The 12,973-nt window shown below is 58.4% G+C and carries 13 protein-coding genes; 1 reads left to right on the forward strand and 12 read right to left on the reverse strand.

Annotated elements, in window-relative coordinates; genetic code table 11:
• Positions 1–29: 29 nt before the first annotated feature.
• From ACP7BN_RS01410 to ACP7BN_RS01445, 8 genes are all read right to left on the reverse strand, one after another.
• Entirely contained in the window at positions 30–920 is an 891-nt protein-coding gene (locus ACP7BN_RS01410) for a hypothetical protein (protein WP_426201020.1), read from the reverse strand.
• The gene (locus ACP7BN_RS01415) at positions 920–1,183 is read right to left on the reverse strand and encodes a hypothetical protein (protein WP_426201022.1); all 264 of its coding nucleotides are present in this window, start codon (positions 1,181–1,183) and stop codon (positions 920–922) included. The genes ACP7BN_RS01410 and ACP7BN_RS01415 overlap by 1 nt, the downstream gene beginning before the upstream one ends.
• Before the next feature lie 40 nt (positions 1,184–1,223).
• Complete coding sequence (locus ACP7BN_RS01420) at positions 1,224–4,787, reverse strand: host specificity protein J (RefSeq protein WP_426201024.1); 3,564 nt, start codon at positions 4,785–4,787, stop codon at positions 1,224–1,226.
• A gap of 78 nt (positions 4,788–4,865) precedes the next feature.
• Complete coding sequence (locus ACP7BN_RS01425; RefSeq protein ID WP_426201025.1) at positions 4,866–5,519, reverse strand: tail assembly protein; 654 nt, start codon at positions 5,517–5,519, stop codon at positions 4,866–4,868.
• 56 nt (positions 5,520–5,575) lie between these two features.
• Positions 5,576–5,926, reverse strand: coding sequence for a hypothetical protein (locus ACP7BN_RS01430; protein WP_426201027.1), 351 nt, complete (start codon positions 5,924–5,926; stop codon positions 5,576–5,578).
• A gap of 62 nt (positions 5,927–5,988) precedes the next feature.
• On the reverse strand, positions 5,989–6,762 hold the full coding sequence (locus ACP7BN_RS01435) for a C40 family peptidase (RefSeq protein WP_426201028.1): 774 nt from the start codon (positions 6,760–6,762) through the stop codon (positions 5,989–5,991).
• 10 nt (positions 6,763–6,772) lie between these two features.
• Positions 6,773–7,471, reverse strand: a complete 699-nt coding sequence (locus ACP7BN_RS01440; RefSeq protein WP_403016118.1) for a phage minor tail protein L — start codon at positions 7,469–7,471, stop codon at positions 6,773–6,775.
• Complete coding sequence (locus ACP7BN_RS01445; protein ID WP_426201029.1) at positions 7,471–7,806, reverse strand: phage tail protein; 336 nt, start codon at positions 7,804–7,806, stop codon at positions 7,471–7,473. The genes ACP7BN_RS01440 and ACP7BN_RS01445 overlap by 1 nt, the downstream gene beginning before the upstream one ends.
• Positions 7,807–7,854: 48 nt before the next feature.
• On the opposite strand from ACP7BN_RS01445, the gene ACP7BN_RS01450 reads away from it, so the two are divergent.
• Positions 7,855–8,067: a hypothetical protein gene (locus tag ACP7BN_RS01450; protein ID WP_426201031.1), complete on the forward strand. Its 213-nt coding sequence runs from the start codon at positions 7,855–7,857 to the stop codon at positions 8,065–8,067.
• Positions 8,068–8,091: 24 nt separating this feature from the next.
• On the opposite strand, the gene ACP7BN_RS01455 is transcribed toward ACP7BN_RS01450, so the two are convergent.
• The 4 genes from ACP7BN_RS01455 to ACP7BN_RS01470 are packed head-to-tail and all read right to left on the reverse strand — an operon-like array spanning position 8,092 to position 12,927.
• Complete coding sequence (locus tag ACP7BN_RS01455) at positions 8,092–11,550, reverse strand: phage tail tape measure protein (RefSeq protein WP_426201032.1); 3,459 nt, start codon at positions 11,548–11,550, stop codon at positions 8,092–8,094.
• 10 nt (positions 11,551–11,560) lie between these two features.
• Positions 11,561–11,854, reverse strand: coding sequence for a DUF1799 domain-containing protein (locus ACP7BN_RS01460; protein ID WP_426201033.1), 294 nt, complete (start codon positions 11,852–11,854; stop codon positions 11,561–11,563).
• 17 nt (positions 11,855–11,871) lie between these two features.
• Entirely contained in the window at positions 11,872–12,264 is a 393-nt protein-coding gene (locus ACP7BN_RS01465; RefSeq protein WP_426201034.1) for a phage tail assembly chaperone, read from the reverse strand.
• Between the two features lie 9 nt (positions 12,265–12,273).
• Positions 12,274–12,927, reverse strand: a complete 654-nt coding sequence (locus tag ACP7BN_RS01470) for a phage tail protein (protein WP_426201035.1) — start codon at positions 12,925–12,927, stop codon at positions 12,274–12,276.
• Between the last annotated feature and the right edge of the window lie 46 nt (positions 12,928–12,973).

A 12,973-nucleotide genomic window follows, 5' to 3' on the forward strand; every position in this document is an offset into this window, starting at 1 on the left:
GATGGCGGTGTATAAATCTGCAGACCCTTTTAACCGTATGGAAACGGGTATGAGCTCGTTTGAATCACCAGCGCTACGGGGTAGCGGTCGGTTGGCAAATTGAAGAACGAACAGGGCACTACCTGGTTGGCAACGGACGGCCCAGCGCTTGTAGTTCCTGGAGCCACGCCAAACATGAAGCTGATCCCTCCCACGTATCCATACGCCCCTTCATTTCCGCCGTACTGAGAGAAGTTGTCGTAGCCGTTATATGGGAAAAGGTCGTTGATACCGACTCCACGACTCCAAGGCAGATAGGCCGCGTACTCAACGCCCGGTGAGAGAGGAATATTTACTTTCGAATGAAGGTTTGAGTAGTTGTTCCGAGAGGATATAGGGCGGCTTACCGACTGGTTATAGCCATTGGCGTAGCAGGTCTTGTATCGCCCGAAGAAATCCAGCGCTCCCGGGCCTGGCGCCTGAATAGCGGCGACCACATTCATTGGTGGCTGTAGTGAATTGAAGGTGATCCGTCCCGTGGGATCCCACGTTTTTAAATAGGGCGAGCCGGGGATATTGTCAGCCATCAAGTCGAAGCAGTAGAACCTCGTCGAGGTCTCTGCATTGGCATACAGAAAGGTCATTGTGTTGCCGCTGCGCGATGTCCCACTCAGTGTCCCCGGCCCCACCAAAAACACCACCGGACAAATCGCATTGGCGACGGTGAATCCATGCAGTCGGTCATCATAGGACTCGTTGACGGTGACAACGACAGGAAACCAGTTGGCCCCGTTGTTTGGATCGAGGTGAATGGATCTCAGCATGCGGCGAGTCCAAGACTGCGAGTACGCCAGATAGCCACTTTTGATCAATCCATAACTGATCAGATCGGTGTCGAACAAAAGTTCGCCCGTGTCCTTGCTTACCACCAGGTGCGCCATCAGTAGTATCCGTAGAAGATTCGGCAGTTTGCCGAGAAGAATCCAAAACCTGCCGTGGAGTAGGCATAGGCCCAAGACAGCACGCCTCCGGAAAGCGTCACACCCGGCTTTTTCCCCGCCTCCTGCTGCAAATCCACCAGCGGCACCACCATAAAGAACTGCTGTTTTCCAGCGGGCGCCGCGGGTAAAGCAGCAGATCCGTTGCCGCCGCCCGTGTCGATATACCCCTGCATTTGGCTGATTTTCATGGTCATATCAACCATGACCACACCCTGATCGTTTCTTATAGTCAGTCCAGTCATGTCACAAACTTATGTCGATGCCCAACACGCCATTGGCGTGGTAGAGCTTGATGGCTGTGTTGGCGATCTGGAGTCTGCCCGCGCCGTTGGTACCATTCATTTGCCAAGCCCCGGCGCGAGGCAGCATCCAGCCCTGTGTGTTGGCGATGTAATCCGTGGATTGAAGCGCTCCCCCGATCTTCCCGTTGGTGATGGTGCCGTCTTGGATAAATGCCGAGCGCAGAAACACCTGCCCATCCTGAACCGCAAACGGTACCGAGATGGCGCCACCGGCGATGGTGTTGACGATGGCGAACCGATCCGCGCTCACCAGGAATTGGCTTTGCAGGCCTGCGCCTGTGTTTTCGATGCCGAGGCCAACCCCTGCGGCGATGTACTGCCCCTGAGCGTTTATCTGCATCTTTACGGACCACAACGTTGTCAGCTTATCGGCCGTGTCCGCATAGGCAGTCGATGTCTCCTGGATCAGAGCAGTGTTTTGGCCTACCGAAGCGCCGAGCTGCCCGATCTTTGTGGCGGTCGCCGAGTTGGCGGTGGTCACCACCTGCTCCAGTTGTGTGATGTTCGCCGCGTTTTCGCCAACTTTTGCATCGAAGCTTGTCAGGCGTCGGGCTGTCGCTTCGCGATCAGAGGCGCTGACCTTACTTTCCGAGGCTATCGCGGCCGTGCTGGTCCAGCCCTTCATCGCATCGGAAAGATCCCCCGATCCATCATCTTCGCGGGACGAAGCGCGCAGCGCCTGAAACGCTGTCGCATGCGCCGTCACCACGCCGTCGAGTTCAGTGATCTCGGCGGTGTTGGTTGCGACTTGCTGAGCAAGTCCATTGGCGGTCTGTACCGTCTGGCCGACGTCGAGCCAGTAACCGGGATTCGGTGGCGGTGTATCGCGCGGTACCGGGCCGGTGGCTTGGTAGATCCGCTTGCCCACCACCACAAGGTCGTATTCCTCGTAAGTGGCTTCCGGGTCATACGTTTTCAGCCCGTCCAGCGCATCGATCTGCGCCTGAAGACCCGGTATTTTCTGGATCTCGTCCAGCAGGTCTTGGCCAAGCTCCGTTTCGCCAATCTGGCCAGCGATCATTTCGAGAATCGCCGCGGCGTCCGAACTCGACTGACCCTGCACACCCATGCCGATCGGATACCACGGCCCGATGTTTCCGATCTTGTCGACGATTCGCCCCCAGAAGTAGAACGTCACGCCGGCGCGCAGGCCCAGCAGCGAAAAATCACTTTGCGGGTAGGCCAGATCAGTCAGCTTGGTGGCGGCCTCTAAACTAGTCGTCGGCCCGTACCAGATCTCCGTGCGCTGACTGTCCTCAGCACCTGGTGGGAAACCCCACTTCAGGTAGATGCCGAAGATCAGCGGCGTGGCCGTCAGATAGCTGAGCGCGGGTGGGTTTCCGGTTTTACCTTGAAGAGCAGTAGGCTCGGAGAACGCCCACAGAGAGCTATTTTCGTTCGCACCAATGGCCGCTACGCGAGCCGTGTAGGTGCCGGTATAAATGCCCGGCACTTCCATTGAGGCGGTATACACGCGCCCGCCAAAAATCCAGTCGCTCGAGCCTCTTCGCCACCACACGTTGTAGCTAGCAGCGCCCTTGGGTGCAGTCCAGGTAATGCGCATAGTGGCAACATTTACCCCTTGGCGAACCGCGTCGAACGTTGACAGCGTCACGTTGGTCGGTATCGCTTGGACGGCTGATGGAAGAACCGTTGTCGGCAGTTTGACAATCTGCGCGCCGCTATCGATTGCCGCGAATTTGCTTGCGTTGTGCTGCACGGCGACGATGTCGTACTGCAGCTTGTCATCACCGAAGTTCTCGACAACAGACAGAATCCTAAATGTCTCCGCCTTCAGCTCGGCCGACTCAATCGTATAGACCGACTGCGAGGTCGGTATCGACGAGAAGCGCTCAGTCACCGTCACAATGCGCCCGGACACGCTCTGAATGACTCGGGCCTCGGCGGTGCCAGTGGGACGGATCACAACCAGCGTATCCCCGACTTCCACCTCAATGTCAGCATCCAGCGTCACGCTGCCGGCAGTTGCGGCTTTGATTCGCCCTGACATTGGTTTACCGCTGTAGTTTTCGTCAGCAACCCGAATCAACTGCCCGGGGCGAGCAATGGTGCCATCCATGCCTACTGAGAAGCTCACCGTGTCTGTTTCGTAGTGATTGGTCAGCAGGATGTATTGACCAAGCCGCTGGGCTTGCCCTTGCGATACACAGCCAAATGCTGTGGTTTCAGTTTCACGGATCTGATACCTGGCGATCGCTTTCTGGCTTTGGACGAACTCGACTTTGGCGGCGCCGAAGTTGGTCCGGTCAGACCAGGAAACCTTGCACACGCTGTAACGAGTCGAGCCGCTCGAAGCCGAACGACTGAACTTACCATCGATCACGTTGGCGTTCGTGTAGGTGTAAACCGGGTCACTCGGCATGTCTGCCGATACCATCACTTCGCTGCCAGCGTAATAGCTCATGCCGCGGAAAATACTGGCCATGTCCTGCAGCACGGTCAGCGCATTGGCGCGACTTTGCAGGTAGAGATTGCAAGTAAAACGCGACTCCTTACCGCCCCTCCCGTCATCCACCAGCTCATCGCAGTAGCCGGCAATCTGGTAGAGACCCCACTTGTCCACCTGGCTATCGCTGATCACCGCCCCCAAACCGTAGCGGTCATTGAGGATCAGGTCGCGATATATCCAGGCAGGGTTGTCGGTCCAGGCCAGTTTGAAGGTGCCGTCCCAGGCGCCCATGTAAACCCGAGTGCCCGGGTCATAGTTGGCCGGCACCTGGATGATGCGCCCCTTGATGTGAAAGGCGCGCTCAGGGATTGAGTTGAATTGTGAGGCATCAATCTTGGTGCCGATCAGCGCGGTATATGGGTATTGAAGCTTTGCGTCGATCACCTCGGTGTAGCTGACGATCGAGGTGTTGGCCTGGATGCTGGAGTTAGGGGCGTCCGGGGTCAGGCGGCGGATGCGAATCTGCCAGCCTCCGTCAGACGGTGGCAGGTCGATTCGATGGCTGCGCTGATATCCTCCCGTGGTTTTGCCGTCGAAAGCCTGAGCCAGGACGGTAACGTAATCACCGTTGTTCGTGGAAAGGTCGATCGCGTATTGCACCACGTACCCCACGGTGTCGCCGTCCGTCTCGGTCGTGTAAAGCGTCGATACGCCCAGGCGAACACGCACAGCCGACAGCTCGCTATTGCTGATCGCCTGCGTCCACGACTGAGAGAACTTCAGCTCAACACCGACAGAGGTCTCAGACTCAACCGCCGGAAAGCCACGGATGTATTCCTGTTCAGCCTCGCCTGTGCGCTGCTCCCAGGTCACACCGGTAAAATTCAGGCTGCCGTCAGAGTTGGACAGCGGCGTCTGGTTGTAGAAAATCGATTGGGCGCCATTCACTAGGCCGACGATCGGCCCTTCGCTGACAGCATCGAGGATGTTGGCGTAGCTGGTGTTGATCAGGCTGTCCGGGCTCTCTACAGGCGAATGCGGTTTCTCGCTGCCGCCTTTCGAGCCGCCGGCGCCGAATGTTTGTGCTGCGCCCATGCTTTTCTCCAGGCGAAAAAAAACCGCTGTAGCGGTCATTGGGATTTCTGTGTGTTTGGTGCGGCTGGGCAGGCTTGCCTACTGCTGGTCTTCTGCGACAACTCCTAGCGAAACGCAGGCAGAGCCAACGACCATCTCGCCGTAGCAGAGAGGGACCGGGTTGCCTTGGGTTACCGTGTTTTTGATGCCACTGAAGTTGTAGCTGGGCTGGTTATTGGCGGCCTCCGAACTGTCGATGCCAGGCGCGGTGCCGGCGACCATCTGGGCTACACCGCCGATAGCAAGGGATAGACCGACTGTACCGGCGACCGTCCATGCCGCACTGGCGGTGCCGAACAGGCCCGCTCCGGCAGCGCCAGACGCAGCACCTGCCGTGAAATAAGATGCGGCAACAACCAGAGCAATACCAATAATGGTCTGAAGCCCACCACTGTTTTTGCTTCCCTGGACGACTGGGGTAATACGCATAACCCCGCTGCCCGGCGGGTCGCGTAACTCACTATCTGAAATGTTCCGATCACCGTAGAAAACGGCGAAGACAATTCCTCGGCTTTTGGCCTCATTCAGATATTGAGTAAATCCTTTCTTCAGTACACCTAATGCTCGGATCGCCTCTGCGAAGCTACTGACTGCAAGGCTGTGCTCCCTGCCGAATCGCTTGCCAAGAGCTCCGTCCAAGCGGATTTCTCTTAAGCGGTCGTTGGCAGAAGAATTGATCGAACTGGATATCATGACTTTCTCCGGACGAAAAAAAGCCCGCAGAGCGCGGGCTTTTCGTTTTTGAAGGGTTATAGACAGGCTTCAATTTCAGATTTCAGTATTTTTGAAACCCAACTGTTGGCAATTTCATAATACTTGATACTGGTGCCCTGCTTTGCCGAGATCACGTCAGCAAAATACTCGCGATTCCCAGCATAAACGGATTTACCGCCATCTCGACCGGGCTGCATCCCCATCGGCATACCACCTCCAGAGAGGCTGCTATCTTGCCATGCAAACAGAATGCACTTGGCCAGCGCGTCCTCTGGCTTGTTCGACGAGTATGTCTTCGCCGGTTCGGACTGACGCATCTCCGGCATCGTCGGCGTCGAGCACCCAGCCAGCGCCACCAGCGCCAACGCCCCTACGAATAATTTCATGCAGGTCACTCCTGTGGAAAGCGCCAACCATATCACCGGTTTGCGCCTGTACGAATCTCTGGTTATGTCGCTGAAGGCGCATCCTTGTGACGCAGATATAGCCGAGCCGCATCACGCCAGTACCCGCCAAAGATGTCGCGCTTCGAATCTTTATCGTAAAGGTGGTGAAGGATGCACCCGAGCACCGGATGGTGATTCGGCTCGGTCTTCAGCTTTCCGTCTGCCAAATAGATGCCGGCGTGGTTCGCCTTCTCGGCCCGCACTTGCATGATGATCAGGTCGCCCTGACGAAGCTCGCTCGGATCGATTTGACGGAATCCGGTTGCTTCGTACTTCTCCATGTAGTGGTCTTCGGTGCCGTTCCACCAACCGTCCTCGCGCTCATAATCTGCCAACTCAATGCCCAGTTCTCGCCGGTAATAGTCGCGGACCAGTGTGTAGCAATCGAGCACGCCATGATGAAACGAGCGACCGAGCAGAGGAGCCTGGTAACCAGTTGGCAAGTGGATCAGATGTGAGAGGGGCTTGCCCTCGCGCACCTCCACGATCAGCCAAGGCAACTCGGTAGCCTCAAGCGAAACTCGGTCGGCGCCACTCAGTCGGGCCGATTGCCCTGGGTGGCTGTGCACGACACACACCGGCTCTCCCTGGTCTTCGGCGCCGGCCCAGCTTTCGGCGCTGATACGGAAATCCTTCTCGGGTGCCTCGGCAGCGTTTGGCAGTGGCAGATAACGTTTCTTCCCGCCGGCCAGCACCACAATGCCGCAGCACTCCTTGGGGTCTTCCGCTTCGGCGTGAGCGTAAATGGCCTCGACTATGGATTTGCTGAGTTTCATGCAATGCCCCTTAGTTTCCGGCGCTGGGATACGATCCGTAGCGAAGTTGGTTGTTTTCGCCGAAGCGGAGCTTGCAGCCCTTCAGAGTGAACGAGCACATGTCCTTGGCAGGATCGTCCGTCGGCACGTCCTTGTCAGTGAAATAGTTCGACCCGGTCCAAGCGCAGTAGACGCCGCGGTACCCCCCGATGGATGACCATTGGCAGCAGTTGGCGACAATCTGCCGGCCGGGCAGTTTGCGGTCGGTTGCAATCAGAGGTGACTTCAGGACAAAAACCACTGCCTCGCCATCGGCCGATTGCTTTTGATCGATGACGTAGCTATCCGAAGCGAAGTACTCGTTCGGGTCAGCTTCAGGGTTTCCGCCCGGGAAATTCGCCGCATCCATGTAGCGGCCGAGAGTTCGGTGACGGCGCAACTTGGCGTCGACCAGATCCTGATAGGTAGCACAGAGCGCAGTGATGAAGCCGGTTACGTTGCCGACAGTGAGCGAGGGGTTGGATTGCTGGCCTTCCCCCGTCATGCCCAAGCCTTCAATCTTGATTGGCCAGGGCGAGTACTCAACGCCTTGCCAGTAGATCGGCCCAAGCTGCGTGTACCCGTGGAAGCGGTAGATGTCGCCGCTCATGGGTGTCAGATCGAGTTCAAACAACTCGACATATAGGCCGACCTCCAGCTTCTGGATGTCTTCGTAAATACTCTCAGCCATCATTGCACCTGGAAGGTTTGTTCAAAGGTAGCGGTGAGCACCCAGGCGTTGCCGCCTTGCGGTGTGGCGCCGTAAGCGTTGCATGTGAAATACAGCGGCCCATCGAGAGGCGTTACCCAAATGAAAGACTTGTAGCCCTGATGTGCCCGTAGAAAGGCAAGGATCGCAACAATCCTCGCTTTCGAGCCGGTGAAGGTCTGCGACCAAGTCTGGGTTTCTGTGTTGAGTCCGTCGCCGGCAGTCTGCTTGTAGCCTCCGAAAGTGGCCGATCGTGTCCGCTGGGCGAACGTCACCGGGACCGACTTATCCGGACGGAACGTGAATGTGTTAGCCATAAAGCGGCCCCCGTCTGTGTACTATGGAGGCCCAAAACGGAGCTCTCTATGAAATGTAAACTGCTGCGATTTTCGATACAGGCACCATATAACCCAGACGAAAGTCCGTACTTCACTGCAAAGCTGATGATTGTCTTTAACGACCCCGAAGCGAAAATCGGCGGTGACATCGATGTCGAGGTAGAACATCGCGATCCAAAATCACTTACTTTCGCTGAGGTTGAGGAGATGGCCATAAGCAAAGCGATATCCTTGCTATGAAGACGTGGGCATGCAGACTCTCGACTACCTGCCCATCCTCCCGTCGATAGCTCTACGGATATTGCCTTGGGCCCCCAAAGACTTCGCCTCCAGTTGCTTGTACTTCTGCTCAACGAATTTCCCGATTTCAGCGCCGAAGCTTTCAAGCCCAGACTGATTGCTCGAAACATCGGTCTGTCCGTCACTGGAGATGTTGATGTAGACCTGAGGCGCGCCGCCCGTGCCGCCAGAAGCGACCATTCCAGGGCCGCCACCAGTGGTCAGCGGCGTAACACTGCCGCCATTCGCGCCAGTCATCAGAAATGATTTCCCACCCTCGCTGTAAAGCTCCGGCCCCTTCTCGTTCACCTCGTAGAGTGTGTTCGGATCGACACCCCCACCGGTAGCGCGGCCACCGCCGAAGGAAACAGTTGCAGAACTGGCATCAAATTGACTGCCGAACCCTTGTGCTCCTGCGTCAGCACTCCCGGCCGTAGCCTCAGCAGTAGCGCCGCCTCCAGCGAAATAGTTGGCGCCCGCGCCAATAATTGCGTTGAGAATCCCAGACGAAGCTTGGCGGCTCGCAATCCGCGCCATATCCGCAATGATCGACTTGGTGAAGTCAGCAAACGAAAGCTTCCCGGTCATGGCGAAGTTGACGACCGCGTCTTCCATCGAACTGAAGGCGTTGGTGAACAGGCTTTTGGTCTGCCCGGCAACGTCGCGCGCTGACTCCAGGTAGTTCTGCCAAGCCGAAGACGCACCGGCGCTCCAGTCGCCTTGAGCGGCAGTCATCTCGTCATAGTTGGCCTGAACGGTGTCGTGCAGATCCTGCTGCGTGGTTTTCAGCGCCGCGAGTTTCTGCGTGTACTCGTCGAGGCTCATGCCGCGCGAGCCATCGCCATACTGGTTGGCCAGATCAAGCTTCTGCGAGTTGAGGCGGTCGTCGATAGCGTTCTGCTGATCGGTCAGGCCACGCTGCCGATCACCTTGACCCAGGCCAGCGGCAGCGCGCTTGCCCTGCTCGCGCAAGGTATCGACCTGCTGCTGCAACGCGCTGGTGTAAGTTCGAACGGCCTGCTCCTGCTTCTTCAGCCGCCCCAGCTCATTCGTCGCCAGCACTTCCAGTTCGCTGTCCGCCGTCTTCTGCGCTTTGACCATGTCCGTGCGCGCGTCTTCGATCTTTTGATCAAGCTGAATGCGCTGCTCGGCGGTGGTGCTGGCTTTCGCCTTCGCGGCTTCGAGCGCTGCGATCTCCGCCTCGTATGCGGCGGTGACCTCTTCCCGCTCGTTGCCGATCAACGCCTCGCGCTTTAGCAGATAGTCCTGCTGCGAAATCAGCCCGGCCTTCTGCGCTGCATCCAGTTGTTTCTGGGTGTTCGCGTAATCGGCCTGGATTTCCTTGAGGGCAATTTGCGCGGCGTTGTAACCGGTGAGGTCAACGGCGCCAGCAGAAGCTGCTTTGGGGTCCTTGTATCTGTCCTTGATGTTCTGGATATCTTTCGCAACCAGCTTCTCGTCAAGCAAGGGGCTGGCCGCATTTCGCTTCCTGAGTTCCTCGACGCTTTTGCGGTAATCGAGAATCTCCTTATCGCGCTTCTGCTCGTTGCTCTGGAAGCCCTCGCGGACTTTGCCGATGTGCTCTGCCGCTGCAACCGCTTTCTGTTCCTGCTGCTGAGCAAACCCTTTAGCGGCCGCCCGGCGATCCTCCTCTCCCTTTTCAATCAGGAGTTGGGTCTTTTCGGCTTCAAGCTTTGCCACGCCGTTGGCCGCAAGAGACGCCCCGTAGCTGCCGCCAATGCTTTCACCCTGCGTCTTGAAATCGGCGATGCGCCGTTCGAGGTCTGACATTTTGTCAGCGAAGGACTTCTCCCGACCGACATTGAGCATCGCGTCCCAAGCACCTTTGGCGCCGTCCGCGACATCCTTCCAGGCTGACTCGATAACGCCGAGGTTCGCCTTTACGTTCGAGGAAACTGTGTTCAGCGAATCCGCGTAAGCCTTGCTCGCAACGTTCGCAGCTTCTTGGGTTCGGCCTTGGCGCTCAAGCGAAGTGATCTGCTCATATGTGCTGACCGTCAGGAAGTTCATCGACTCGTTAAGGGCAAGGACTGCCTTAACTGGCTCTTTGGCGATCTTTTCGAAGTTGGCGACGGTTTCTGATGCCGCTTTATCAGTGGCATCCTCAAAATTCGCCGCGGCCGTAGCGATCATTTCGAACGAGGTGACTGGGATTCTCGTCGAGCCTGCGAGCAGAGCCAGGCTTGCAGCAGCCTCATTAATTGTCCCGTTTGATTCGGACACGGACCTGGCCATGACGCTGAGCTGCGCGGCCGTTATCCCGGCTGTATTTCCGGTCATCGCCAGTGCGGTGGAGTACGCGGTGGACTCCGCACTGCCCTGCTTGTACGCGAAACCCAGCGCCGCAATGGCCGCAGCTGCCGCGACGGCTCCAGCGAGAACTACCCCCAGCCCAACCCCCAAAGGAGGAGTTGCGGCGTTCAGTGCCGCTGCGGCCTCCTTGGCATTTTTTGTAGCATCGGCCGCCGTGTTGGCACCCTCAGCTAGGCCAGACAGGCTTTCACCTGCTTCACTGGTGTTCTCGGCCATGTCCTTGGCGTTGACAGCTATGCCGGCGAGTGACTCGCCCAGCACCGCCGCCCCTGCGCCGCCGGTGAACAGGGATTTTATCTTTGCTCCGAGGGCATCGAACGTGGCACCCACGCCGCCGAAAGAATCCTTGATCTGCCCGCCCTGCTGAAGCAGAACGAGCAGTGGGTTTTGACCGCCAGCCAGGCTGGTGAAGATGTCTGTGAACTGCGCCGGAAGCTGCCGGAGTGCGGCCTCGGTTTGCTTCGAGCTAACACCGGTCTTGCGCAAGCCCTCATCAAAGTCCCCCAGCTTCTGCCGGGATGCTTCGATGCGGGTCGAGTACTCGCGAAAGGTGTCGGCATCGATCAGGCCAGCCGCTTTGTACTTCTGCAACTGGGCCTGTTGCTGGTCCAGCTTGTCGAGCGCGGCAATGGCAGGATTGATCTTGCCGAGCAGCGCTTGCAATCCCTCCGCTTGTACACCGGTCGCAGCCGCCGCCCTCTTAGCCGCATCAGCCTCTCTATCCGTCGAGCCGACCAGTGCGTCCGATTCAGCCTGCAAGCGCCGCTTGAGTGCCGCGAGACTGCTGACTGAGGAACCCGAGGCATCCATTGCTGATGCACTGGTACCGACGCTGGTCGTCAGCCGCTGGTAATACTCGCTGGAATCCAGAGACGCCTTGGCCATTGCCGTCAGACGTTTCATGGCGTCGTCGGTGGACTCGGACAGTTTGCCCTCGGCGGAGGCCAGTCCGGTGGACGCTGCCGCCGCTTTGTCGAAACCAGCCGCCACACCATCAGCGGCTTTCTCTGCCTTGGCGCCGGCCTGCGCGAGACGCTCCAGATCCGTAGCGGCCTGGACTGCCTCGCCTGAATCTACGGCGACACCTAACTGCGCAATTGTGCCCGACATGAGTGCTCCATTACTTCGATTCGCTCATGACGAGCAGGGCTTCGGCCTCCATCACCTGGAGGTCGTGGAAAATCTCAGCGATTTGTTTTTTCTTGATGCTGAGGTAGCGCGCCACGTCGCGAATCGACGTGTAGTCCAGACCGGTCGGGCCGCCCATGCCGCTGCGCCATTGCGTGGACAGTGCGTTGAACAGGATGAAGGTGCGCCAGTTGTCCGGCAGCACCTCGCACTCCTCGCCCGGGATGTCCGCACGGGACATGCCGAGCGCCGCCAGATCAGCGTCCGACGGGCCACGCTCGTACATCAGCCGGGCGACCCGGGTCAGTTTCCCAGGCGGGCCGGGACAAACGCCTTCTGGTAGGCCTCGACAATCGCATCCCCGGCGCCGGCAGAGGTTTCCACCAGGGCACGAATGGCCGCGTCGTCAAACTTGTCGTCGAAGCCCCAGCCGGAGACCAGCGCCTGGACCTGCTCGATCTGGCGCTCGATGTGCGAGTCGGTGATCTCCACCAGGGTCAGGTCATCACCCTTGGCCTTGAACCGCTCCTGATCCGCCTTGGTCTGCTCCTGCCAGCCCGCGAACAGCGCGGCGAGTTCCTTGCGGTCGCGATACTTGAACTCGAACAGAACCTTGATTGTGGTGCCGCCGACTCGCGGGATGTCCACCTCGACCTTGAAGGTCGGGTTCTGGGCAATTTTGAATTTGGTAGCCATGCGGACCCCTTAAGGTGCTTTTTTGTAGCGGGTTGGACGGCCAGACAGCGCCACGCTGATCACCCGGGTCATCAGGTTGTTGCGACCCAGAGCCGGGGTCGAGGTGATCGACACGTAGCCGTTGTAGAGGATGATGTCGCCGTTCGGCAGGTTCAGGCGCAGCACCCGGACTTCGCGGTCTTCATCGGCTGCTTCGACGATCGGCACATAGGCCTGATCCGGATCATCGGCCACGGTGATTGCCAGGGTCACCGGGTTCTTGGTGGTCGGGATCTGCCGATCGTCATCCTCAGCCAGGAAGCCAAAGCTGAAGAACTGCTGATCGCCGCCGCTCGAGGCCAGGTCGGTGATCTGCGAGATCTCCTGAAACGCCGTGACCTCACGGACCGAGCCGACACCGGAGCCCGCCGGGTATGGCTGCACGTTGGTGGTGTTGATGTTTTCCAAGGCGAAGGTGCCGGACTGGATATCCGCCACGCGCACCGCTCGATCGTTCAGGCGCGTCCAGCCCGAAGCCACCGCGATGATGTCGCCGTCGGCCAGGCCATGCGCGGAAGCCGTTGCGACGGCCGGGGCGGCGTTGCTGAGCGCGGTGACCTTGATGGCAACGCCGTACGCGGCGGCGATCTCAAGGGTCGCGCCATTGGGGAGTCTGAAGCCCATGGTGTGTTACCTCATTGCAGAAATGACAAAACCCGCTCGAGGGCGG

Source organism: Pseudomonas sp. TWP3-1, assembly GCF_049896625.1.
In the GTDB taxonomy this organism is placed as follows: Bacteria; Pseudomonadota; Gammaproteobacteria; order Pseudomonadales; family Pseudomonadaceae; genus Aquipseudomonas.

What these genes read in the sequence shown, in the direction of transcription:
- ACP7BN_RS01410 (WP_426201020.1), bottom strand. Translation starts at nt 920, where the DNA reads ATGGCGCACCTGGTGGTAAGCAAGGACACGGGCGAACTTTTGTTCGAC.
- ACP7BN_RS01415 (WP_426201022.1), bottom strand. Translation starts at nt 1,183, where the DNA reads ATGGTTGATATGACCATGAAAATCAGCCAAATGCAGGGGTATATCGAC.
- ACP7BN_RS01420 (WP_426201024.1), bottom strand. Translation starts at nt 4,787, where the DNA reads ATGGGCGCAGCACAAACATTCGGCGCCGGCGGCTCGAAAGGCGGCAGC.
- ACP7BN_RS01425 (WP_426201025.1), bottom strand. Translation starts at nt 5,519, where the DNA reads ATGATATCCAGTTCGATCAATTCTTCTGCCAACGACCGCTTAAGAGAA.
- ACP7BN_RS01430 (WP_426201027.1), bottom strand. Translation starts at nt 5,926, where the DNA reads ATGAAATTATTCGTAGGGGCGTTGGCGCTGGTGGCGCTGGCTGGGTGC.
- ACP7BN_RS01435 (WP_426201028.1), bottom strand. Translation starts at nt 6,762, where the DNA reads ATGAAACTCAGCAAATCCATAGTCGAGGCCATTTACGCTCACGCCGAA.
- ACP7BN_RS01440 (WP_403016118.1), bottom strand. Translation starts at nt 7,471, where the DNA reads ATGGCTGAGAGTATTTACGAAGACATCCAGAAGCTGGAGGTCGGCCTA.
- ACP7BN_RS01445 (WP_426201029.1), bottom strand. Translation starts at nt 7,806, where the DNA reads ATGGCTAACACATTCACGTTCCGTCCGGATAAGTCGGTCCCGGTGACG.
- ACP7BN_RS01450 (WP_426201031.1), top strand. Translation starts at nt 7,855, where the DNA reads ATGAAATGTAAACTGCTGCGATTTTCGATACAGGCACCATATAACCCA.
- ACP7BN_RS01455 (WP_426201032.1), bottom strand. Translation starts at nt 11,550, where the DNA reads ATGTCGGGCACAATTGCGCAGTTAGGTGTCGCCGTAGATTCAGGCGAG.
- ACP7BN_RS01460 (WP_426201033.1), bottom strand. Translation starts at nt 11,854, where the DNA reads ATGTACGAGCGTGGCCCGTCGGACGCTGATCTGGCGGCGCTCGGCATG.
- ACP7BN_RS01465 (WP_426201034.1), bottom strand. Translation starts at nt 12,264, where the DNA reads ATGGCTACCAAATTCAAAATTGCCCAGAACCCGACCTTCAAGGTCGAG.
- ACP7BN_RS01470 (WP_426201035.1), bottom strand. Translation starts at nt 12,927, where the DNA reads ATGGGCTTCAGACTCCCCAATGGCGCGACCCTTGAGATCGCCGCCGCG.